A 24,876-nucleotide genomic window follows, 5' to 3' on the forward strand; every position below is an offset into this window, starting at 1 on the left:
TTATAATATTTAATTTTTAAAAAGACGACTTCGATCAGAAAGTCGTCTTTTTGGGATATGATGTAAATAGGAAACCTCCCAACACTCTGTTACGTAAGAAAGGATGTCGTGATGATGAAGAAATTGTTCGCGCGCATGGGTTCTTTTACCGGGTACATCTTCCTGATCGCTGTGGGGGCCTTTTATTTGTTTGCTCTTGTAGCTATCATCCTTCTAGCCATTTACGTCTTTAAGGGCGGAACCTGAAATAGATTATTTAAACTCATCATGCTCAGCTTGCTTCGCCCTACGTTGGATACTCATGATTTTGATACATATTGCATTGAAATGAACATATCGTCGCTCATTATACAGCCTTTATGCCGTCTACATGACGTAGGAAAAATGCTCCATACCCCTTATATTACGCCCTCTTATTTTTCCATTTTCCTCCCATTTGAATTCCGTTGTATATATCGTTTATACTTGGTTTGACCCTAAAGTCAATTCAAGAACTCATAAGTTCCGCAGGTGAGGTGGATGTATCGTTAATGAACCCTATCCATGAAATGAATGAGAAGAAAAAGCTCATTATTACCACAGCACTCAAGCTGTTCTCAGCCAAAGGCAGTGCTGCAACCTCCATGCAGGAGATTGCAGAGATATGCGGGATGTCGAAAGGCAGCCTCTACCTTATGTTCAAATCCAAAGAGGAATTAGAGGCCAGTACGATGGAGTACTGCATATTCACGCTCATGGACGAAATCTCCCAGATTGAACATGAAGCTGGGCTCACTTCGAGAGAACGTCTGCACAGGCAGATTGAAACACTGCTTGTCCATGTATCCGAGCTGAAAGAATTTTTACGCGTGCAAATGCGCAGCATGATGATGGATGAAGAGCAGCATCGCAAGGAAAAGTGCAACCCGCAGCAAAAGGATTTGGAGATCCGTACCCTGCACTGGTTTAAGGACAAACTGGAGGATCTGTACGGACCGGAGATTGAACCCTATACCATAGACCTTATTTTGCTCACGCATGGTTTGTTCCTCTCCTACGTCAAAATCTGGTTTACGGAAATGCCTTCCCTTACCGTATCCAAGATGGCAAGCAACATGCTGCAAACGATTGATTATGCAGCTCGCGGATTGCTCGATCAATGCCCTGCCCCTTTGGTTCCTTTGGAGCATTGGCCAGCATGGAGCAGCGATTCAGATACAGATTCCACAGTGATGCGTCATCCCATTCACATCATCAAACAGATGAAGGATATCATCACTTCTGATATGCCTTCAGGGCAATTGCGCAATGACGCGCTGGAGACCATCGCCATCCTGAGACAGGAAATGATGGAATTCACACCGCGACGTGCCATTATTCTGGGCATGATGCGTAATCTGGATCACATTCCTGTCATCCAGTCATTGCACTCCGAGCTTCAGCACATTATGGATGCCATGTATAGCCGGTTCATCCAGGCTGACTCGTCACAACAATAAAGAAATACAGGGAGAAACAGAGAGGAGAAGAAACCATCGTATGAAAGGGATTATTAATTTTTCACTGAACAATAAGTTTGCGATCTGGATTCTGACAATCATCGTTTCCTTCGCCGGTTTGTACAGCGGACTGACGATGAAACAGGAGACCATCCCAAACATCAATGTGCCATTCTTGAGTGTTACGGCCATTGATCCAGGTGCAGCTCCAGAGGGTATTGTGGAGGATGTCACCAAACCACTGGAACAGACCTTAAGAAATGTAGAGGGAATTAAGACACTCACCTCAACTTCCATGGAGAATGCCTCTTCCATTACCCTCGAATTTGATTATGGTACTGATCTGGATAACGCTACCGCAGCGGTACGCGAAGCACTGAATGAGGTGCAATTGCCTGATGGGGTACAGAAACCAACCATCTCGAAGTTCAGCATCAACTCCTTCCCGGTTGTCTCGCTCAGCTTGTCTGACAAGGACGGCGGAGATCTGGAACAATTGACTCGACTGGTTGAAACGGATATCCAGCCTGCACTCGAAGATATTGACGGTGTAGCTCAAGTCCAAGTTTCCGGTCAATATGTTAAGGAAGTTCAACTGAAATTTGACCAGAAAAAAATGAGTGAGCTCGGTTTGACTGAAGATACAGTCAACGGCATCGTTCAAGGCTCTTCTGTCCGTGTACCATTGGGACTGTTCGAACTGGACAAAGCACAGAAAGCTGTTGTTGTTGATGGCAATATCATCGATCTGGATGATCTGAAAAATCTCGCCATCCCGGTTGTACCAAGCGGTGCAGGAGCAGGCAGTGGTTCGGCCACAGCACCACAAGGCGCCGGCGCACAAGCTGGCGGGGCAGCTCAGGGCTCTGCACAAGGTTCTGACCAGGCTGCTGGACAAGCCGCTGGCGGAAATGCAAGTGTGGGCAGCACTTCGGGTGCCGCTAATGCACCTGGAATCCCAACCGTTAAATTAAGCGAGATCGCCAAGATTGAAGTCATTGGTCAGGCGGAATCCATTTCACGGACTGACGGTAAGGAATCCATCGGGATCTCCATCGTTAAGTCTAATGATGCCAATACAGTTAATGTCGTTAAGGCGGTTAAAGACAAAGCGGAAGAGTTGCAGACGCAGTTCAAAAACGCCGAGTTGACTGTTTTGCTCGACCAAGGTAAACCTATCCAGGACTCCGTAAACACGATGTTGTTCAAAGCGATGTTTGGTGCTTTGTTCGCCATTTTGATCATTCTGTTGTTCCTGCGTGATATTCGCTCCACCATTATTTCCATTATCTCCATCCCGCTCTCCTTGCTCATTGCATTGACAGCACTTAATATGATGGACATTACGCTGAACATGATGACATTAGGTGCCATGACGGTTGCGATTGGACGGGTTGTCGATGACTCCATCGTTGTTATCGAGAATATCTATCGTAGATTGACACTCAAGGGAGAAAAACTCAAAGGCCGTGATTTGATCCGGGAAGCTACCCGTGAAATGTTCATTCCGATCCTTTCTTCCACTATCGTAACCATTGCGGTATTCCTGCCGCTGGCACTGGTAAGTGGTATGGTCGGTGAGCTGTTCATGCCATTTGCCTTGACGATGGTCTTCGCTTTGCTGGCATCCCTGATTGTAGCTGTTACGATTGTACCAATGCTGGCACACACGCTGTTCCGCAAAGGTCTGAAGAACAAGCAGAATCATGAGGAAAAGCCAGGCAAGATGGCGGAAGCTTACAAACGACTCTTGAACTGGACATTGTCACACAAACTCATCACCGTCGGCGTTGCTGTATTGCTGTTGGTCGGCAGTTTGTTCCTCTATCCGTTCATCGGTGCAAGTTTCTTGCCGGAACAACAGGATAAATATGTGACCATTACGTACAGCCCGGAAACTGGAGCTTTGCGTGAAGATGTAGAAAAAGAAGCACTCGTAGCCGAGAAATGGTTGCTGACGCAGCCAGGCCTGGAGAAAATGCAATATTCCATCGGCGGCAGCAATCCACTGAGCAGCATGGGTGGAGGCAGCTCCAACTCTGCTCTCTTCTATATCGAATATAACGAAGATACGAAAGACTTTACAAAAGTGAAAGAACAACTTGTGGAAGGTCTGAAAAAAGAAGTTACCGTAGGAACCTGGAATGAGCTTGACATGTCCGGGGGTCTGGGAGGCAGCAGCTTGAGCCTTTCCATCTATGGTGACAATGTAGATCAGATCAAACCTGTCTCGGATGAAATTCTGAAACTGGTTGAAGCAGATACCGAATCTTTTGAAAAAGCGGACACTACGCTCTCCGATACCTACGGGCAATACACGCTCGTCGCGGATCAGGAAAAACTGAGCTCGCTGGGTCTGACTGCTGGCCAACTGGCTATGACGCTCAGCCCTGCACGTGAGCGCCCTGTACTCACAGAAGTGGATATCGAAAACAAAACGTATAAAGTCTATGTAGAGACTGACAAAAAGACATTTACCAGCATTGCTGATATTGAAAACGAAAAAGTTACTTCACCACTAGGCATTGAAGTACCAATCAAAGATGTCGCGAAAGTGGAAGAAGGCACTTCACCGAATTCCATCATGCGTATTGATGGAAAAGTCGTTGTCCAGGTTTCAGCCAACATTTTGGCTTCCGATGTGCAAAAAGCATCATCAAACTTGCAGGCGAACATCGACAAACTGGATCTGCCAGATGGTGTTGATGTGAAGTTTGGCGGTACAACCGAACAGATTAATGACACGTTTACCCAACTTGGTCTGGCCATGCTGGCAGCCATTGCGATTGTGTACTTTGTGCTTGTCGTTACGTTCGGCGGTGGACTGGCGCCATTTGCCATCCTGTTCTCCCTGCCATTTACCATCATTGGTATTATGGTCGGCCTGTTCGTAGCTGGTGGTACGCTTGACGTATCTGCCATGATGGGTGGACTGATGCTTATCGGGATCGTGGTCACCAACGCCATCGTCCTGATCGACCGTGTTATTCACAAGGAAAAAGAGGGAATGCCTACTCGTGAAGCCTTGCTGGAAGCCGGAGCAACGCGTCTGCGTCCAATCCTTATGACAGCTCTGGCTACCATTGGTGCCTTGCTGCCACTGGTTACAGGACTCGAAGAAAGCGCAGGGATCATCTCGAAAGGTCTCGGAATTACCGTAATCGGCGGTCTGATCAGCTCCACGCTGCTGACTCTGGTTATCGTGCCAATCGTGTATGAGTTCCTGATGAAGTTCAAAAAGAAAAGAATTGAAGATTAATCGACACCTTCTGTTGATTGAATTAAATCATCATTCAGAATTAAGATGAGCTTCTAACTTAGAACACCCCTTAGTCCACATTAGAATGGTTTGTACATTCTAATCTCCGGCTAAGGGGTGTTTTACATTTAGCTACAATTTCTTAGCATGGGTCATAGAAACATCTAGATGTTAGATAGAGCTACATAGGAATAACCCTTTTTGTTTTATTTCATAAAAGGAAGAATCTATTTTGTGAAATAAAACAAATGAACGTGAGATTTCAGCTCATCTGCTGTAAATAGACTTATAATATGGCTTAATTATGTAAGTTCACGGCTTCCAGTCAGGTGATGCCTTCAATACATCACATCATAACAAACGCTCTTCGAAGCCCGACTTACACAGCGGGTATGTAAAACTGCATGTATTTGTGGGAAGGACGTGGTTGTGTGGGGGAAACGACGCTACATATTCAGATGAGAGACATGCTGAAACGTCCAGTGTTCCGTAAGGCTGAGGTGCTCGCCAGTGAACGGGCCTTGGAGCGATATGTGCGTTGGGTGCATATCATGGAGGTTACCGAAGTAGGCAACTTGCTTAATGGCGGGGAACTAGTGCTAACGACTGGCATTGGCTGGCAGGATGATGAAAAGCAGGGACTGTCTTTCATGCGCCAGTTAATTGCTCGTGGAGCTGCGGGACTCTGTATCGAATTGGGGGCCCACACCAAGTCCCAGCTTGGACCCATGAAGGAACTTGCAGCAGCAGAAGATTTCCCGCTGATCTGGTTCCACGAACAAGTACGTTATATCGATATTACACAAGACCTGCATTTCGCCCTGATTCGCAGCCACCAGCGTATGCTTGCCGAACTCGACAGCCTCACCACCTCGTTCAACCAACTTCTTTTGAATGGAGACGGTGTACAACCATTGCTCCGACTATTGTCTCGAACAACGGGTTATCCTGTAGCGTTATATCCACTGGACGGCGAAGCGAGTGCTGTTCCCTACTGCCCTCCAGCCCAACTGGAGACTCGTCGGCAGGAGTGGTTGATACATCGTGGTCATGCGGACAATGGAGATCATTTGTTACGAGCGAATCATTCGGTGCATTCACTGGATGCACTCACCCTGCCTGTTCAGGCGCTTGATTATGCATTTGCCGATCTGGTGCTGATGCTCAACAAGCTGCCGGATCACGAACCGGAATCCCCTAACAAACCATCCGATGAGTTCATTATCCAGGCACTGGAACGTTGTGCAGCCGCCATTGCTCAGGACTGGATGCGTACCAAATACATGGAGGAAAAACGACGCTACAAGGAAGATATGTGGGTCATCGACTGGCTTAACGGACATCATTCTACTAAAGAAATTCATGAATATGTATCTGCTGCCAACGCCCAGCTTGCTTTTGGAAAAGGTACTGTCATTTTGTTCGATAGCAATCCCAACTACACAGACAGTCTTAAGCTGCAGAAACTGCTAATTCAACGCAACATCGTTGCCCGTTCCGTTTTCTCCCGAGAAGGATTCGCCCTATATAGCACGGTTCTAAACCACCAAATCATTCTGATTATTCTTGACCCTCTGCCTGGATCTCAGCGAATAAGCAGTCTATGGCGCTGTATTGAACAATTGCAGCAGCATGAACAGGAACAGACCCATCGCCTCTTCTCGGGTCTGTTCGGCATCGGTCACAGCTGCGCTGATCTATCACGTCTGAAAGACAGCCTTGAGGCAGCCAAGGATACCCTGCGTATTCAGAAGGACATCGGTGTGATGCAGCAGCCTTTTTATAGCAATCTTCACTGTTACCGCATTATTTCCAGCATGAAGCAGAGCGGTAGTCTGGATGATTTCATTGAGGAATATCTCGGTCCTGTCATTCGTTATGATGCCGAAAAAGGCGGCCAGTTGTTACGTACGCTTAAACAATATTTTATTCTATGCTGCTCTAAACAGGAGACAGCCACGGCTTTGTTTATCGTCCGACAGACGTTATATCACAGATTACACAAAATTGAGACACTCCTGGGTGACGACTATACCCTCCCCGAGAAACGCGTCGCCATCGAACTTGCCATCTATGCATATGAATACGTTCATGGGCCACTCGCGTGACCTTCTACGCTCCCTTCTGCTCCTGAAGCTGCCTGATCAGGATATGACTGAACCACTTCCGCCCAGAAGCCGTACCCACATACTGCTCCTGTTTCTCTCCGGGAAGATCGGGGTGCCCCCAAACGACATGAGCACCCTCCAGATGTTCCCGAACGGCATAGATGCGATAACCCTGCGCCACCATTCGTTCGATCGCCATCTTTTCCGCCTCAAACACATCATGGTCAGACATCAGCTTCACCCTCCATTCACTGCCGTCACAGGCTGTCTTACAGGTAATGGTGCACCGGCATCATATTTATCACGCTTCACATAGCGACCCGCGCCTGCCACCCCGGCAAACTGCCGGTCCCGAATCACATATTCCCCGCGGGATAGCACTGTCACCGGACATCCCTGAATCTGCATGCCTTCAAAGGCGCTATAGTCCACATTCATATGGTGAGTAGCTGCCGAAATCACCCTTGAGATGGATGGGTCAAAAATGACGATATCCGCATCTGTCCCCACAGCAAGGGTCCCTTTCTGCGGAAATAAACCAAATAGCTTGCTTGCCCGTGTAGAGCATAGATCCACCCACTGATTAAGTGAAATCCGCCCCTTCACTACCCCTTCGGAATATAAAATGCTGAGCCGATCCTCAATGACAGGGCCCCCATTTGGAATTTTGCTAAAATCATCCCGTCCCAGATCCTTCTGTCCCTTGAAGTTAAACGAACAATGGTCCGAGCCAATCGTCTGCAATTGGCCGTTCTTGAGTGCATTCCACAGCACTTCCTGATGAGGGGCTTCACGCAGCGGTGGGGACCAGACGTACTTTGCGCCTTCAAAATCCGGTTGGTCCATCTTCGATTGATCCAGGGTTAAGTACTGCGGACAGGTCTCGCCCCAGATTCGATAGCCCATGTCTCGCATACGTGCGATCTGCTCCACGGCTTCAGCACAGGTGACATGCACCACATAGAGCTGTGAATCAGCAAGTGCTGCCAATCGGGCCGCACGCCCTGTAGCCTCTCCTTCCAACATGGAAGGTCGGGTAAGTGCATGGTGGATTGGCTCGGTTCTCCCATCCGCCAGCGCCTGCTGGACCAGCAAATCGATAACATCACCATTCTCAGCATGCACCATGACAAGTGCGCCGTACTCTTTGGCCTTTTGCAGCGTCTGAAAGAGAATGCCGTCATCGGCCTGAAACTGATTTTTATAAGCCATGAACACCTTGAAAGAAGACACACCCTCTTCTTCAATGATCTGTGGCAGTTCCTTCAGCACCTGATCATTCATCTCGCCAATCATCAAGTGAAACCCGTAATCAATGGCGGCCTTACCCTCGGCCTTGGTATGCCATTCCTGAAGGGATTCCAACAAAGGTCGGCCTTTTTGCGTCAAACAGAAATCAATGACCGTCGTTGTGCCGCCGAAGGCAGCAGCTGCGGTTCCCGTTGCAAAATCATCCGCTGTCACCGTTCCACCGAATGGCATATCGAGATGAGTGTGCGGATCAATCCCGCCAGGGATGACATAACAGCCGGACGCATCTACAACCTCCATTCGTTCATCCGGCACAAGTCCCATGCCGATCTGCACGATCTTTCCGTTTTCAATGTAGATATCAGCTTCAAACGTATCCGACGCCGTGACCAACATTCCATTACGAATCAATTTGCGGGTACTCATGATATCGCCTCCTTAGTGGATTGATCTCTGGCCGATTGCAGCAGGGCAATCGCAGATTGACGGTCATTCCAGGTTAACGGTTCCTGTTCATGTGCGATCTCTACCATCTCAATTGCGCCGTCCACCGGACAGACAATCGAGCACAGATTACACCCGACGCAATCCTCCTCAACAACCTCCAGATAGGAGCCAGAGGGGTCGGATAACATATCAATACATTGATGTGAGGTATCTTCGCAGGCGATATGGCATTTGTTGCAATTGATGCAGACATCGCGGTTGATGCGGGCTACCACTTTGTAATTCAGATCGAGATTACCCCAATCCGAATAACGGGGAACCGTCTGACCGATCAATTCAGATACACTGCGCAGACCTTTCTCCTCTAGATAATCGTTCAATCCATCGATCATGTCCTCCACGATACGAAAGCCATGATGCATGGCTGCGGTACATACTTGGACCCCCGTCGCACCCATAAGTAAAAACTCTGCGGTATCCCGCCAATCGGATATGCCTCCGATGCCGGAGATTGGCACACCAACTGCCGGATTGCGCGCACATTCGGCAACCATGTTCAGCGCAATCGGCTTCACAGCCGGACCGCAGTACCCGCCATGGGCCCCTTTTCCACCAACATGCGGCACGGTATTCCAAGAATCGAGATCCACACCCGCCAGGGAGTTGATCGTATTAATCAGGGAAATCGCATCCGCACCGCCGCGCACCGCTGCCCGGGCAGTCGCCGTAATATCGGTGATATTGGGCGTTAGCTTCACAATAACAGGTGTGGTCGCCACTTCCTTCACCCACATCGTCTGTAATTCGACCAGGTCCGGTTGTTGACCAGACGCAGCTCCCATACCACGCTCGGCCATGCCATGCGGACAACCAAAGTTCAGCTCCAGCCCGTCTACGCCGACAGCTTCGACTTTCTTCACAATCTCATGCCATTTCTCGCGTTTCGGTTCTACCATGAGTGAAGCAACCACTGCCCGATCCGGGAACCGCTTTTTGGTCTCGGCAATTTCACGCAGATTCACCTCCAACGGACGGTCGGATATTAACTCAATATTGTTAAAACCCGCGACGCGCTGCCCACCAAAATGAACGGCTGCAAAACGTGAAGAGGTATTAATGATCGGTTCGCCCAACGTCTTCCAGACGGCACCACCCCAGCCTGCTTCAAAGGCCCGCTGAACTTGGTACCCCGTATTGGTTGGCGGCGCAGAGGCCAGCCAGAATGGATTGGGCGATCGAATACCTGCCAGATTAATGGATAAGTCAGCCATAACGATCCCTCCTTGGTGTGGTTTGAACTCACAATGGTGTTTGTTTGAACTTCACAAGATAGACTGGAACCTCATGTATGACCCAGGAATCCTGCTTGATCAGGTTAGTTTGAGTGGTTGGTGTTGCCAACCACTTGGCATAATCTGTTTGCATACACTCTAACGAACCTTACGCCTTCTATTTGACGAAAATGCGGTAGGTGAGCGTTTTAACGAATCGTAGAAGGCTTGGTGCATAAGATTCGTTAGCTATAACTAAATGCAAGATTGTGAAATATCACTTCACCTTCCATGCGTCTGCTTCCCTCTCACCGTTCTCCCAGCCCCCTTTCCAACCTCATATCTCATGCCGTCTCTTCCACCTGTCCGGGCAACGCCTTCATCACCGATGCAGCTGCCAGCTTACCTTGCTGTGCTGCAGAGACCACCATCGCTTCACCCTGCCCCTGTCCGAAGATAACATCCCCTGCCGCATAGATCTGCGGATGGGAGGTGCGGTACGTCTGTGGTTCCACTTCAACAACGCCCCAGTTATGACGCAGGCCAAATGCCTCAATTAATGGCAGCAAACGGTTCTGTCCAATGGCTCGAACAACGGTATCACATTCAAGCATGAACTCCGATCCCTCAACCGGCACAGGCAGTGCCCGACCACCTTCAGGTGGAGTAACCAGCTTCATTTTCACACATTCTATAGCCTGAACCCGACCGTTCTCATCTCCAATAATGCGCTGCGGCATGGTAAACCAACGGAACTCCACACCCTCCTGCTTTGCAAATGTATATTCAAAAGCATAAGCCGTCATCTGGCTCTCCCCGCGTCGATAAAGCATCTGCACACGCTCGGCCCCCAGGCGTACCGAACAGGTTGCTGCATCCACTGCCGTATTGCCTGCACCAATAATGGCAACCTTCAGACCGTTCAGGGCCGGAGGCACCCCCTGCTTCGTGGATTCCACCAGCTCAATGGCATCATAGACACCTTCCAGCGTCTCTCCCTCAATGCCAAGCATCGGGACTGCGCCCATCCCGCAAGCAAGAATAACGGCTTCGTGCTGCTCCAATAACTCTTCAGCGGATACATCCACCCCGATGCGTATACCATAGCGAATCTGCACACCCAGTGCCTTCACCTGTTCAACTTCCCATAAGGCTACGGATTCCGGCAGGCGAAAGGACACAATACCATACGTGCCCAGCCCTCCGCCTTTCGCTTTGGCTTCATAGATCGTCACCTCGTACCCTGCACGACCCAGCTCTCTGGCCGCAGACAATCCCGCAGGCCCTGCTCCTACAACTGCAACACTTCTTCCGTTGGCAGGCGCTGCCTTGAATAACGGTTCATTCTTCGTCCGCGCCCAGTCTGTTGCATATCGCTGTAATTCACCAATCCGAATCGGCTTGGATGACTCATTCAGTACACAAGCGCCTTCACACAGTTCCTCTGTCGGGCAGACCCGTGCACAACTAGCACCAACCGGGTTGGCTTCCATAATGGTCCGAGCCGAGCCTTTGAGGTGACCTGTCGATATTTTTTTGATAAACGAAGGAATATTAATGTCGGTTGGACATGCCTTGATACAGGGTGCATCATAACAGTACAGACAGCGGTTCGATTCCTCCATCGCTTCTTTACCCGTCATTGCAGGCTTCATTTCGGTAAAACGACTCTCCCATCCGTAATCGGACAACGTTGCTCCTGCGCTGTTCATCATGCCCTACACCTCCATAAGGTTGATCTCTGTTATCTCCAGATTTTTTATCCCAGGCCGGCCATTGCTACAGGTTAACGAGATGTTCGTAGGTCTCGGGTCGTCGATCGCGGTAAAATTGCCATACATTGCGTACTTCCCGAATCAACTCCGTATCCATCTCGCCAATGATGACCTCATCCTGATCCCTGCTGCCCATGGCAACCATCCTGCCTCGCGGGTCCACCAGATACGACTGACCATAAAATTCCCCCATATTCCATGGCGATTCCACTCCCACTCGGTTGATGGCAGCCACATAATAGCCATTAGCTACCGCATGGGCAGGCTGCTCCAGCTTCCACAAATATTCCGATGTTCCGGCTACCGTTGCGGAGGGGTTGAATACAATCTCCGCACCAGCCAGCCCAAGCAGCCGTGCTCCTTCCGGAAAATGACGATCATAACAGATGTACACACCCACTCTGGCATAGGCTGTATCAAATACCGGGTACCCCAGGTTACCTGGCCTAAAATAGTATTTTTCCCAGAACCCATTCGTGCCTTCGCCCGCTTCCACATGCGGAATATGATGTTTGCGGTATTTCCCCAGGTAGGAGCCGTCTGCATCAATAACAGCAGCCGTATTGTAATACGAAGCGATCCCTTCCACCTCGTATACAGGCAAAATGACTACCACGCCAAGCTCCTTCGCGAGCTCCTGAAAACGCCTGGTTGTCGGTCCTTCCGGCACCTGCTCGGCAGATGCATACCACTTGGGGCTCTGCTCCGTGCAGAAGTAAGGCCCGTAGAACACTTCCTGCAAGCCAATAATCTGCGCTCCCCGAGCAGCCGCTTCACGCACCAGCGCAATGTGTTTCTGAATGGCGGCCTCCTTATGCACTTCAACTGGTGCCGAACCCTCCACCTCGTGTGAAGCTTGAATCATCCCGATGCTGATTTTACCCATAACGCCACATCGCCTCCTTGGGAAATGGTTTGATATGAACAGCCTTTACACGTCAGTTCCGTTACTCGCAATTTCCGGGATGCACATCTGCCTGATCGTGCGGTACAACACTTCTGTACCGAGAGCAATGTCCTCTGGTGAAGAATACTCACTTGGATGATGGCTGATTCCATCCTTGCTGCGAACAAAGATCATGCCATAGTCACACACGTAAGAAAGGGCAAGTGCATCATGGAAGGGACCACTCATCAGCTCCGGTAAAGGCAGGCCGATTTCTTCGGCAGACGAGCGAATGGCATTCTTGATCCTTTCTGCACAATATCGCGGTTCGCTGTTGGTATCTTCGGTCAGGGAGTAGGTCAGGCCGTATTCCGAGCTAACGTCATTTAAGAGGCTCATTAGCCTTCCCTCATGCCGATTTCTGCGCTCCATCTCCATATCTCGCAAATCAACCGTAAAGCTGACTTGCTCAGGGATGATGTTGCGTGAGTCGGGAAAGACACTGAGGCTTCCCACGGTCCCTACTGTCGGAGCTTCCCGATCTTCTCTGACCATATCGTCAAAAGCCGCAATGACCTTGGCGCTGCCCACCAGCGCATCATGCCGCATCCCCATCGGTACGGAACCGGCATGCCCTGCCATGCCTTTCATCGTCACCGTGAGCCACAGCGGGCCCGAGATGCCAGTCACCAAGCCTACCGGAGCGTCCAGCGATTCGAGAACAGGCCCTTGCTCAATATGCAGCTCCAGATAACTGCCAATCGAACCTGCCGGATAGATCGCTTCGGCAAATTGTTCCGGTGCACAACCAAAGGCCTCCAGTACATCTCGTCGGGTCACCCCATTTTTGTCCTTTCGCTCCAATTCACCCTCTTCCAGCTGTCCGGTTATGCCACGTGAGCCAAATAATCCTTTGTTAAAACGCGAACCCTCTTCATCACAAAAGGCAATGACCTCAATCGGCATCCGAGGGTGATTGCCTTGTTCCATCAGACACTGAACAGCTTCCAGCGCACCAAGGACGCCGATGGCCCCATCATACCGACCGCCATACGGCTGGGAATCGATATGTGAACCGATCATGAGGATCGGCAGGGACGAATCTGTACCTTCAAGGCGACCAATCAGATTGCCAAACGGATCAAGGCGAGTCACAAGCCCGGCCTCTTCCATCCAGAGACGAACCTGGATAATGCCCTCCATATCTTCCGGGGTCAAGGCCAGTCGGCAGACACCCGTCTCCCCAATTCGGCCAATACGGGACAACTGTTCAATTCGATCATCCAGACGCAGCTGATTAATAATTTTTCCAGTGGTGGTCTGCATTCTCCCTCGCCTCCTTACGCATATTCACAAGCACGATATAAATGAAGATCCCACTAGATTAGCGCCTCTCCTCCATCACTATCCAGCATCCAGACTGCGTAGTGCAGCCAGCAAACTGCCAGCGATCAGGTCCAATTCTTCCTCGGTGGTGACAAACGGCGGTGAGATGGTCAAAATATTCGCAAATCCCGGCACCGTATCGCCGTTCTTGCCAATCAGGATGCCGTCCTGTTTGCAGCTTGCCAGCACTTTCATGACCTTATCCGCATGAGCAGGCGAACCATCTGCTTCAATCAGCTCTACCCCGCAGGCGAAGCCAAATGTGCGGATATCTCCAACCACCGATAACTCCAGCAGCGGCTCCAGCTTATCCCGAAGCAGGTATCCAAGTTCATCGGCACGACTGACCAGATCCTCTCGTTCCAGAATTTCGAGATTCGCCAGTGCCACGCGACAGGATACGGGATTGCCCCCGAACGTATTCACATGACGAAAGTGTGAATCGGGTCCGGGTTCTCTGAACGTTTCATACAGATCCGCTCGAACGGCTGTCGCCGATAGTGGAGCGTACGCACTCGTCATGCCCTTTGCCATCGTGACAATATCGGGCTGCACGCCATAATTCTGATGACCGAATTTTTGCCCGGAGCGACCAAACCCGCAAATGACCTCATCCACAATCAACAGCACACCATAGCGCTGACAAATCTCCTGCACAGTGCGCATGTAATCCGGAGGCGGGACAATCATGCCGCCCCCTGTAATGACCGGTTCCATAATGACCGCAGCTACCGTCTCCGGCCCTTCCCAGCGAATAACCTCCTCATAGATGGTGGCGCATTCCAATCCGCATCCATCCTTGTTTCGTCCAAATGGACAGCGGTAGCAATAAGGAGGCGGTACATGAGAGAAGCCTACGCCCAGCGGCTCGTATTTGATTTTGCGGGCGGCTTGCCCGGTAGCGCCCAGTGCGCCCATAGAGTTGCCGTGATAGGCACGGTGACGGGAGATGAATTTGTGACGAGTGGGCTCACCATTCTGATGATGAAACTGACGGGCTATTTTGAACGCCACCTCATTGGCATCCGAACCTGAATTGGAGAAGAAAATGCGATATTCCCCCTCCAGCCAGTCATTCAGCTTCTCTGCCAGCAGAATCGCCGGCTCATGGCTCTGGGTCATGGGTACGTACGCGAGAGCTTTCATCTGCTCATAGGCACTTTGGGCAATTTCCTCGCGTCCATGCCCAACGTTCACACACCACAGTCCCGACATCGCATCCAGATACCGTGTGCCATCCTGATCCGTGATCCAGCTGCCCTCCCCGCTTACGGCAATCATCGGATGATCGTTATGAGGCGAGATGTGATGCCACACATATTTGCGATCCTTCTCCAGCCACTCTTCCTTCGTACCACCAAACGGCTGGGGTTGCTGATCCACTGAGCTCATTCGTCATCCTCCTCTCCAAGCTGAACCTAAGACTTTACAATTGACCACTTCGATTGCAGTACCCTCTTCCGAACGCTCCACACTTATTTAGTTCGTGACATCCTTCACCGCTTCTTCATAGATGCTTTTCTCCAGTGCTTCGTCCAGATTAGCGGCTTTCTTGATCAGGCCATACTTCAGGGCAATATCCGCAGTCCGGGTAAAAGACTCATCCACGAAACTGCCCACCTGTTTCTCCGTAAATCCTTCCGGGCGAATCAGCTTCGCAATCTCTTCGAGCATGGTCACCTGATGTTCACGGGTCGTGCTGCCGTCGGTTACGTTCTTCATGACGATATCCACCGTTTCATTCTGATTGTCGATAGCGTAGTTCCAGCCTTTCAGAACGGCACGGGTCACTTTCACCGCGAGCTCTTTATTACTGTCCACCCAATCCTTCTTCGCGATCAGCGTATCCTCCAGCATGCCTACCCCGGCATCCTCAATGTTGAATACATCCAGATCGGACTCCTTCGTCCCACTTTCCAGTACCACGTGATATTCGTTATAGATCGTCGCCGTGGCAACATCCACCTGATCGTTGAAGAACTGATCCATCGTGAAGCCCTGCTTCACCAGTTCAATATCCTTCTTGGGATCAAGGCCGTTCTTCTCCATAAAAGCGAGAACCTGAAACTGCTGGCTGCCGAACCATGTGCTCACTTTCTTGCCCTTCATCTGGGCGGGATCGGTAATACTTGCGGACTTCTTGGCAATCAATCGATAACTGCTCTTCTGCGAAATCTGGGCGAGGGAGACGAGCGGAAGGCCGTTATCCCGGCTGACCAGCAAACTGTCTACGCCGGTGATCCCGACATCGGCTGCGCCGTTGACCACCTGCTGTTCGATCACAATATCCGGGCCGCCCGGAATGATCTCGGCATCAATACCTTCATCTGCAAAAAAACCTTTCTCCTTGGCGGCGTATATCCCCGCGAACTGAGCCTGCGGTACCCATTTGAGCTGGATCTTCACTTTGGTTAAGGGCTGATCTGACCCTCCCGCTCCCTCAGAGCTGGCAGCAGCAGGAGTGACGGACGGCTCTGATTTTGCGGAGCACGCTCCCAGCATCGCAACGACCAACAGTACCAACACCAGAAAACCCGGTTTTAACGTTTTGTACATATACAGAACAACCCCCTGTTTATATAAGGATTTTCAATCAGGTACTGTGTAGCCCTGCTTCACGAGTCAATCGATCTGTGGATGGTTGGCATTTTGATGAGCTTTACGGATCTGTACGTGCATGATTCCACGGGATCAATCGTTTTTCGGTCAGAACGACGACTTCATACAACACAATGCCGAGCACGGCGGCAATAACAATACAGGACCAGGCAAGCGGCATGTTTGCCAGTCGGATCTGATCTGAAAGCAAGTATCCAAGCCCCTGGGAGGCGATGAAAAATTCACCCACAATGGCGCCAATAATACTGGTCGACATATTAATTTTCAGACCTGCGAAGAGGGAAGGCAGCGCATGAGGCCAGCGCAGCTTCACGAAAACCTGCATCCTGCTAGCGGCAAGACCACCCATCAGATCACTGTATTGTGGCTGAATCGACGTCAACCCCTTGAATAAACTCACAGCCATGGCAGCCATCGTAATTACAGTCACGACAGCAATACGGGACCATATACCGTCCCCAAACCAGTTGTTCATAATCGGGGCCAGCGCAACAATCGGAACGGCGTTCAGCGCTGACATCACGGCAACCGCCGCCCTGCCGCTCGTCGGGAAGAAGGATGCACCCGCAGCCGCCAAGGCTCCCAGCAAGGAGCCGAGCAGAAAGCCACCTAGCATCTCGGTTCCGCTGTATATCGCGTATCGGAAAAGCATCTCCCCATTTTCCCTGATGGACGCTGCAATCGCTGTTGGAACAGGCAGTTGGTAACTTTCAAGCGAGAATAACTGATGGAACAACCGAAGCTGCCATAGGGTAAGAAATAATGCTCCTGCAAGCCATGGCAACAGGCGCAGGCCAATTGAGCTTTTGCGAACGCTTCTGCGCAGCCGTCTCTGTCCGGCTTGTCCCTGTTGTCCATGGATATCCGTACTTGAAGCAGATGGCACCCTAACCGGATCCACGATAGACTCCCCAATGGATGCCGTGCCAGAAACAGCTGCCGTCGCACCCTCTTCACCTTTGCGGGTTACCATCACACTTTCATTCATCATGCAGCACGCCCTCCCTTGGCCCTGAATTCAGGCTGCCATGGGGTTAGCCAGCGCTCAGCGAGGCTGATGGCAAGATACGAAATGAGTCCAATGCCAATGCTGAGCATGATAGTGGCCCAGAACATGCCGATTTGGGCACTGCCGTAATACAGGGAACTTACCATCAGCACGCCAAGTCCGTCCGGGGCTCCCATCAGCTCCACCACAATGGAAGAGGTAACTGCAAGCGGAGCAGCTATTTTCATACCGGAAAACAAACCCGGTAGCGCAGAAGGCAGCAGACATTTGATATAACGCGCAGGCAGGGAAGCTCCACAGGAACGCATAAGCTCCAGATGCTCCGGTGCTGCACTTTTCAATCCTTTGAGTGTGTGAATGATAATCGGGAAAAACGTAACGTAAGCCGCCATAATAATTCGGGCCCACTCGGCGTTATGGATAATGCCATAGATAATGGGCGCAAGGCCGATTACGGGCACCATCTGTGACGAGATGACATAGGGAGATAAGGTACGCTCCACCCAAACCGCCACACTCATGAGCAGGGACAGCAGCAGACCCAGTACTGTTCCACCGGCAAAACCAATTGCTGCATTCCCAAACGTTACGGCCCCCTGTTCAGCCAATGTGCCTGAGTACCGAAACAGGGCTGCGAGAACTTCATGAAGATAAGGAAGACGGGATGCTGCCTGCTGGGGTGACATGATCAAGTGGAGAAACCAGGCGACACTTTCCCACAGCAGCAATACGGACAAAATCCAGATCGCTACCCAGGAACGAAAACCCAGCTTATTGGTGTGCAGGAACATGGATTGGATCACGCTCCTCATAGAAACAATTACGGATGGTGGTCATCATGCGGTAAAAGGCTTCGGTTTCCCTCAGCTCTCGATTCCGTTCAGCAGGCAGGGGAACGGAATGAATGGAGTGCACCTGCCCGGGGTGTGCGGAGAGGACGATGATACGGTCAGACAGAAATACGGCTTCGGGGATACTGTGTGTGACGAAAAGGAATGTCTTGCCTGTAGAAAGCTTAATATCGAGCAGCTCCAGTTGCAGTTTCTCCTTCGTGAATTCATCTAATGCGGAGAAAGGTTCATCCATAAGCAGCAATGGCGGATCAAGCGCAAGTGCCCGTGCGATGGAAACACGCTGTTGCATGCCCCCACTGAGCTGCCAGGGATAATGGTCAGCGAAGCGGGTCAGCCCGACCATATCAAGCAGTTCACCACTAATGCGGCCGCACTCCTTCCGGCTTGTGCCGAGCAACTCAAGTGGAAGCTCCACATTGTGGCGTACCGTGCGCCAATCGAACAGAGCTGGAGTCTGGAAGACAACACCGAACTGGCGCTGCAACCGCGCCCGCTCCGGTTCTTCCCCGGCAACACGGATGCTGCCTGTCGTTGGTTGGAGCAAATCGGCTACGAGTCGCAGCAGTGTGGACTTGCCACACCCCGAGGGGCCAAGCAGAGAGACAAACTCATTGGAATGGATTTGAAATGAAACGTCGGACAGAGCGGTAACTTGTTGTGCTCCACTGCCAAATACAACGGACACGTGATCCAGCTCAATATGGCAGGCGTCGGGGACGATGATAGAGGACATAGGCATTCTCCTTTTCGCGGGAAGCTCGCAATCTTTTCACACCAAGGCTGAATGGAAGGTTTATATACACGAACGTAACAGGTTTTGCTTGTTAGGTAATACTATATATCTTTGGGCGGGGATTACATTATACAGACTGTTTTGAGTATGGGCCTGTTCATGTTACACAGTGTAAAATGATACCGATTCTCAGTCCTAAGCATGTTAATTTGCGTGTATGTTATCTAACATCTACTTTACTCACACAGAACTCTTGTAATATTCAAATAAAGACGCATAATCATTTGTATTTATTGAATAAATATTCGGAAAATATGACATATACCCTCGTATTCTTGGTGATTTTCTTGTATAAACATTGATAACAGCATTTTGCAAAATGCTCATATAGAAGGACGTGAAATCTCGCCCCGATACGGTGTCTGGTTCTGGGATCATGAAGGCGGTGTCATTGATTCCCGTCCACCACCCATAGTGGCTGGATAATCGCGTTTCCGCGCAGTCTCGCAAAGGATTTTCAAAATCAGAAATCGGGGTGGTCCGTATGTTTGATTGGCTGGGATGGAGAAAAGGGTGGCCGCTGTGGCGGTCGTATCGGTTGAATGCAAATATGAAGCAAGACGTGGAGGAAATCTTTGAGGGCATCGCCGAGACCCGGCGGCAGCTCTTGATGGATTGGGCTGAGGAGCAGTGGAATCATCTGGATCGATTGCTTCAGCAGGTACGGGCCGTTCATCCGCAGGGGGTGCTGCAAGGTACGGAAGATGTACACGGATTGGAGGTATGGTTCGCAGCAAGTTATGTACGCGCTACGGATAGTACTGAGCTTTTTATGCTGAACGAGCAAAACCAGGTTGTATTTTCTACATATAAGAATCATATTGGACAAGTCTACGAAGATGGAAATGCTTTGATCGGGCCAGGACTTAGGTATACCCAAGCGGATATCAACGGACAAAAGTGCCTGTTTGGACCTTATACTGATCCGCTCACACTAGAAATTGGACCACGTTCTTCCACGTTTCACGATGATGTAACCTTGACGTTTATCGTACCGATCATGGAAAACGGCCGTTACATCGGTTCCCTGTGCAGTCGTGTACCTAATGATGTATTGGGCGATCTGATCCAGCGTGAATCAGGCCACATCTACCCTGATTCGGGGGATAATTATCTTTTTATGGCTGAATCAAAACTGCGGCCCACGCTTCAACCCGGGACTGCCCTGTCCCGCAGCCGCTTCGAGGATCATACATTCACCCATGGGGAGAATCTGAAAGACGGCGTAACCACCGAATGGGGCGTTGTATCTGTTAAAGAGCATACCGAATTGGAACTGATGTTTACCGATCCTTCTACCAACGAACTTCATCCCGGTGTAGCGAATACCATTCGCAATGGCTCCAATCTGTTTGTGGCTTTTCCGGGTTATTCAGACTATCGTCATATATCAGTTATTGGAAAAGGCATCACGTTCCAGCTTCCCCACTGTCCGGATCTGTGGGGCATGATGTGTGAAGGCGATCTGGAGGAAGTGTATCGGATACGCAGCATTGGCTGGCGCCAATTCAAGCAGCATAGCTTGTACATCCTTTTGTCAGGCATTGCGGGAGCTGCACTTGTATATGCGCTGACTGGAAGTGCATGGAGCGCAGCAGCCATCGCTGCCTTTAATTTCATCTATGGATTCCTGACTGCAAGCCAACTGCAACGAAAACATGTTCAACGGGGCCATGAGGATTTGCGCCGCATTAGCCGCTTTATTCGGATTAACGCCGAAGGCAAAGGGGATCTGACTCAGCGTCTGGACACGTCGGCTTTTGCCCAGGATGAATCAGGTGAACTGGCGAAATGGATCAACAATATGATCGACTCTCTGGAAGGAATTATGCTCAAGGTACAGCTTGCCACCGTGGATGTGATGAACAACCAGCACCAGATGCGGGCGTCAACGGAAACTACACAGGGAACAACCGAACGTGTAAATCTCAAACTTGGCTCTATGATTCAGGGGATACGCAAGCAGCTTGAGGACCTGGATCAGGCCAAAGTAGCCGCCGACGAAATGCGCCTCACCTTACAACAGCTTGAAGTGTCGTCCACAGAGCAGATTGACGTTGCCCGCCAGGAAGTGGAGCGTATCGGAGACAAAATGACCCAGATCTCGGGAGCCGTGTCCGACACCAACCATACGATTTTATCCTTTATGGCGACCATGCAGGACATCTACCGCGCACTTGCTGTCATTGATGAAATTTCGGCACAGACCAACCTGCTTGCACTAAATGCTTCCATTGAAGCAGCCCATGTCGGCGAACATGGACGCGGATTTGCCGTCGTTGCTGGTGAGATCCGCAAGCTGGCAGAATTATCCCGTTCCTCCACGGAAGATATTCATCAGATTCTGGATAATATCTCTGTAGCGGCAGGAGCAGCCTCGCAATCCATCAAGGAAGGTGATCAGGTGCTGGCTGAAGGCACCACGCTTGTTCAGGCTGCTTCACAGTTACTCCAAAGTGCGACGGCTGAAGAACCCCAAAGAACACAGGTTGTGGATCAGGTCGTGGTATTGATGGAGAATATCGCCGCCATCAGCCACAAAAATCGTTCCACGTCTTCCGAGGTGGAAGCCGAGATGGTCGAGCTTATTAACGACATGCTCCATGTTCAGCATTCATCGCACAATGTAGAAGCCATCACGGTCTTCTTGCAACAGCTTGTGGGACAATTCCAACTGACCCATCCCGATAAAAACGCGATTATCTGACGTCATCATTGACGCGGATTGGAGAAATAGCTAAAATTTGATGCAACTGTTCGTTTAGACATTGTCGGTTCATTTCATATAGAAGCTTTCCAATCTGAATCAATGAAAGGGTGGTCTGCATGGAAATGCTCCAGGATTCTTTTGGCAGAATACATGACTACATCCGTATTTCTGTTACGGACCGCTGTAATTTGCGTTGTGTGTACTGTATGCCTGAAGAAGGCATGGAATTTGCCCCGCATGACCAAATTATGAGCTACGAGGAAATTGCCCAGGTGCTCAAAGTGTTGGCTCCAATGGGAATGCGCAAAGTCCGTCTGACCGGAGGCGAGCCTCTGGTACGGAAAGATCTGCATCAACTCGTAAGTATGATCTCGGCCATTGACGGGATTGAAGATATTGCGTTAACTACCAATGCATTGCTGCTGGACAAACAGGCTCAGGCCCTGAAAGTCGCTGGACTGAACCGGATTAACATCAGTCTGGATTCCCTGCAGGCGAGCCGTTTCTCCATGATTACTCGCGGTGGGGATGTAAATAAGGTGCTGAAAGGCATTGAAGCCGCCACAGCAGTTGGACTTGCTCCGATCAAGCTGAATGTCGTGTTAATGAAGGGCATCAATGATGATGAGATTAAGGATTTCATTGCCATGACCATAGATCAGCCACTGCATGTGCGCTTCATTGAATATATGCCGATTGGGCAGGCTTCAGATTCCTGGCGCAAATCGTATTTGCCACTGGAAGCAGTCACCGATGTATGCGCAGAAGCTGGCTGGACGGTGGAAAATACGGCAGGTCCGGCAGGTAATGGTCCATCACGAAACATGAAGATTGCCGGTTCACAAGGAACATTTGGATTGATCCATCCGGTCAGTGATCACTTCTGTGATAACTGCAACCGACTCCGCCTGACAGCAGACGGGCATATCAAAGCTTGTCTGTACTGGTCGGATGAATACAATGTTCGCCGCTTCGTAGATGCCCCCGATGCTATGGCAGCTCTCTTCCTCAAAGCGCTTGGCACCAAACCGAAGAATCATGAAATGGCGCTTGCCCTGGAGCAGAAAATGCAAAGTCATACACCGACGGTACGACGCATGTCCCAAATCGGCGGATAGGCAAGCGTGATCTGGCGGGTACCTGCTCATCGTTTAAATGCATCAGAGCAGGAAGAAATAATAAACGTAAGCACACGATATACTTCTCAAAATACAGCCATTATCGATGTACTAAAAGCTGCTGAGGTCAGATGATCCTCAGCAGCTTTTTTGTCATGTATTTTTCTTTTTTCTAACCTTGTTGATCAATTTTCCTGATTTCAAGATTAAAATAAAATTAATCTGCCATATGTCCTCTTTAGGCCTTCAAGAATCCCGCAATTCTGACGATGAATATACAATACATCACGATAATACGCACACATATATAGGAGTTGATCCAATTGAATATTGTTGAAGCACTTGTTGCAGCAAGCCCGTATTTTAAAATCATGCTCAAGGAAAATGATTTGATGATTGCTGTTACCGATATGGAGCAGTTCCGGTATTACGTACGGAGCGAAGATCTTGATCTGGGTATCAAGGCTGGAGATCTGATCTCGCTTGAAGATCCTACACTACGCCGGGCACTTATCCATGGTGAGACTTCAGCCAATCGTATTGAAGCGCATCATTACGGGACTCCCATTAACTCTGCGGCTACCCCGCTTCGCGATGAAGCAGGCCAGATCGTAGGCGCATTGGCCATTGGATTTTCACTCAAAAACGAGGAAAAACTGGGGCACTTCACCGAATTGATCGGGGAAATTAGCGGTAAGTTAACCGATATGGTTCAGACCGTAGCTGCTCAATCCCAGCAACTGACCGCTTCATCTTCACAGATTTTGGACAACACACGGATGGCGGTGCAAAATTCCAGTGAAGTCACCAAAGTAGCTTCATTCATTCGTGAAATTTCGGAGCAAACGAATCTGCTAGGCCTGAATGCTGCCATTGAAGCAGCTCGAGCAGGAGAAGCAGGCGCTGGCTTTGGCGTTGTTGCTACCGAAGTACGCAAGTTATCCACCGGAACCAAAGAAGCTACAGTGAACATTGAACGCTCCTTGAAGGAAGTACAGCATTCCATTCGTCAGATGGAACAGGAGATTACATCCATTGCCCAATCCAGCAACCAGCAGGCCGAACTCGTCACCGAGTTCAGCGAGGTGATTGATCAACTGAACAACGCATCCAAGGATCTCAAGTCTTTCATTGAATCCATGCTATTGAAGGCAGAATAAGATAGAATACTCATTTGGCGCATTAACTATAAGGCCAGCATATAAACAATCCCCGCACGTTTAACGTGAGGGGATTCTTTTCTATTTTTACTAGAGGATCAGCTTCCACAGCATCATGCCCGCCATTCCGATCATGACTACAGCGGACAACCGATTGAAGAAAACACTGATCCGGCCTGTACGGTCTGTTCTACCTACTAGCCTGCCTGCACCTGCCAGTCCCAGAAACCATACCCATGATACCACTGCCGCCGTAATTGCAAAATAAAAGCGTGCCACCCCTTCGTATTGAAGCGAACTGGTTCCGATTACGGCTACCGTGTCCAGCAGGGCATGCGGATTAAGCAAGGAAACTGAAGCAGTAAAAGCGATCTGTCTTCCCGCAGACAGCACTGCTGCTGAACTATTCGCAGGCCCGGATGACTTCCAAATGCTCCATGCCATATAGAGTAAAAACACACTCCCTCCTGCATACAATACATTGGCCAGCAGCGGCCATTGCAGCAAAATAAGGGACACCCCTCCGACCGCTGCACCAATCAACAACGTATCACTGAGTCCTGCGGTTACTATAGCTGGCAGCGCCCGCGCATAACTTCGCTGACTCATGCCCTGATTAAAAATAAATACATTTTGTACACCGAGTGGCAAGATCAGGCCAAACGCCAGCACCACCGCGTGAATAATTACCCCCATCGTTCATCCCCCTTAGACATGTCTCCATAGTAGAGGAGATAACGTCAGGCGTAACC

General features: G+C 50.1%; 19 protein-coding genes. 7 read left to right on the plus strand and 12 right to left on the minus strand.

The features are described from left to right. The first annotated feature begins 111 nt into the window (after positions 1–111). The 4 genes from AC3ITG_RS29640 (at position 112) to AC3ITG_RS29655 (ending at position 6,845) form a co-directional block, all read left to right on the plus strand. Positions 112–246: a hypothetical protein gene (locus AC3ITG_RS29640; protein WP_413374296.1), complete on the plus strand. Its 135-nt coding sequence runs from the start codon at positions 112–114 to the stop codon at positions 244–246. A 284-nt stretch (positions 247–530) separates the two neighbouring features. Further along, positions 531–1,478: a TetR/AcrR family transcriptional regulator gene (locus tag AC3ITG_RS29645; protein WP_489252153.1), complete on the plus strand. Its 948-nt coding sequence runs from the start codon at positions 531–533 to the stop codon at positions 1,476–1,478. A 40-nt stretch (positions 1,479–1,518) separates the two neighbouring features. Continuing rightward, positions 1,519–4,737, plus strand: a complete 3,219-nt coding sequence (locus AC3ITG_RS29650) for an efflux RND transporter permease subunit (protein WP_489252154.1) — start codon at positions 1,519–1,521, stop codon at positions 4,735–4,737. Between the two features lie 431 nt (positions 4,738–5,168). Then, a complete protein-coding gene (locus AC3ITG_RS29655; protein WP_489252155.1) occupies positions 5,169–6,845 on the plus strand; it encodes a PucR family transcriptional regulator in 1,677 nt (558 codons plus the stop codon). Positions 6,846–6,849: 4 nt separating this feature from the next. Here AC3ITG_RS29655 and AC3ITG_RS29660 read toward each other — a convergent pair whose 3' ends face one another. The 11 genes from AC3ITG_RS29660 to AC3ITG_RS29710 form a co-directional block, all read right to left on the minus strand. Further along, positions 6,850–7,077, minus strand: coding sequence for a hypothetical protein (locus tag AC3ITG_RS29660; RefSeq protein WP_379436707.1), 228 nt, complete (start codon positions 7,075–7,077; stop codon positions 6,850–6,852). Between the two features lie 5 nt (positions 7,078–7,082). Next, entirely contained in the window at positions 7,083–8,522 is a 1,440-nt protein-coding gene (gene hydA, locus AC3ITG_RS29665; RefSeq protein ID WP_489252156.1) for a dihydropyrimidinase, read from the minus strand. Beyond that, positions 8,519–9,814 carry an NAD-dependent dihydropyrimidine dehydrogenase subunit PreA gene (preA, locus tag AC3ITG_RS29670; RefSeq protein ID WP_413374290.1) on the minus strand — a complete coding sequence of 432 codons (1,296 nt, stop codon included), beginning with the start codon at positions 9,812–9,814 and terminating at the stop codon, positions 8,519–8,521. The genes hydA and preA overlap by 4 nt, the downstream gene beginning before the upstream one ends. 344 nt (positions 9,815–10,158) lie before the next feature. After that, a complete protein-coding gene (locus AC3ITG_RS29675; RefSeq protein ID WP_489254544.1) occupies positions 10,159–11,526 on the minus strand; it encodes an NAD(P)-dependent oxidoreductase in 1,368 nt (455 codons plus the stop codon). A gap of 67 nt (positions 11,527–11,593) precedes the next feature. Further along, a complete protein-coding gene (locus AC3ITG_RS29680; protein WP_489252157.1) occupies positions 11,594–12,475 on the minus strand; it encodes a nitrilase-related carbon-nitrogen hydrolase in 882 nt (293 codons plus the stop codon). A gap of 45 nt (positions 12,476–12,520) precedes the next feature. After that, positions 12,521–13,801, minus strand: coding sequence for a M20 family metallo-hydrolase (locus tag AC3ITG_RS29685; RefSeq protein ID WP_489252158.1), 1,281 nt, complete (start codon positions 13,799–13,801; stop codon positions 12,521–12,523). 78 nt (positions 13,802–13,879) lie between these two features. Further along, positions 13,880–15,253: an aspartate aminotransferase family protein gene (locus AC3ITG_RS29690; protein WP_489252159.1), complete on the minus strand. Its 1,374-nt coding sequence runs from the start codon at positions 15,251–15,253 to the stop codon at positions 13,880–13,882. A gap of 87 nt (positions 15,254–15,340) precedes the next feature. Beyond that, the gene (locus AC3ITG_RS29695) at positions 15,341–16,417 is read right to left on the minus strand and encodes an ABC transporter substrate-binding protein (RefSeq protein WP_489252160.1); all 1,077 of its coding nucleotides are present in this window, start codon (positions 16,415–16,417) and stop codon (positions 15,341–15,343) included. 103 nt (positions 16,418–16,520) lie between these two features. Further along, the gene (locus AC3ITG_RS29700) at positions 16,521–17,471 is read right to left on the minus strand and encodes an ABC transporter permease (RefSeq protein WP_413374285.1); all 951 of its coding nucleotides are present in this window, start codon (positions 17,469–17,471) and stop codon (positions 16,521–16,523) included. Continuing rightward, a complete protein-coding gene (locus AC3ITG_RS29705; RefSeq protein ID WP_489252161.1) occupies positions 17,468–18,292 on the minus strand; it encodes an ABC transporter permease in 825 nt (274 codons plus the stop codon). The genes AC3ITG_RS29700 and AC3ITG_RS29705 overlap by 4 nt, the downstream gene beginning before the upstream one ends. Then, positions 18,261–19,076 (minus strand): ABC transporter ATP-binding protein, encoded by an 816-nt coding sequence (locus AC3ITG_RS29710; protein WP_489252162.1) that lies wholly within the window; start codon positions 19,074–19,076, stop codon positions 18,261–18,263. Before AC3ITG_RS29710 ends, AC3ITG_RS29705 begins: the two co-directional genes overlap by 32 nt. Positions 19,077–19,620: 544 nt before the next feature. Here AC3ITG_RS29710 and AC3ITG_RS29715 point away from each other — a divergent pair. The 3 genes from AC3ITG_RS29715 to AC3ITG_RS29725 all read left to right on the plus strand — a co-directional run bounded on the left by AC3ITG_RS29715 (position 19,621) and on the right by AC3ITG_RS29725 (position 24,124). Beyond that, positions 19,621–21,843, plus strand: coding sequence for a methyl-accepting chemotaxis protein (locus AC3ITG_RS29715; RefSeq protein ID WP_489252163.1), 2,223 nt, complete (start codon positions 19,621–19,623; stop codon positions 21,841–21,843). A 119-nt stretch (positions 21,844–21,962) separates the two neighbouring features. Further along, complete coding sequence (gene moaA / locus AC3ITG_RS29720; protein WP_489252164.1) at positions 21,963–22,964, plus strand: GTP 3',8-cyclase MoaA; 1,002 nt, start codon at positions 21,963–21,965, stop codon at positions 22,962–22,964. A gap of 323 nt (positions 22,965–23,287) precedes the next feature. Beyond that, positions 23,288–24,124, plus strand: a complete 837-nt coding sequence (locus AC3ITG_RS29725; protein WP_489252165.1) for a methyl-accepting chemotaxis protein — start codon at positions 23,288–23,290, stop codon at positions 24,122–24,124. A gap of 90 nt (positions 24,125–24,214) precedes the next feature. On the opposite strand, the gene AC3ITG_RS29730 is transcribed toward AC3ITG_RS29725, so the two are convergent. Beyond that, positions 24,215–24,820, minus strand: a complete 606-nt coding sequence (locus AC3ITG_RS29730; RefSeq protein WP_489252166.1) for a LysE/ArgO family amino acid transporter — start codon at positions 24,818–24,820, stop codon at positions 24,215–24,217. Positions 24,821–24,876: the final 56 nt, after the last annotated feature.

The sequence above is a fragment of the Paenibacillus sp. GL_099_B genome, assembly GCF_057835695.1.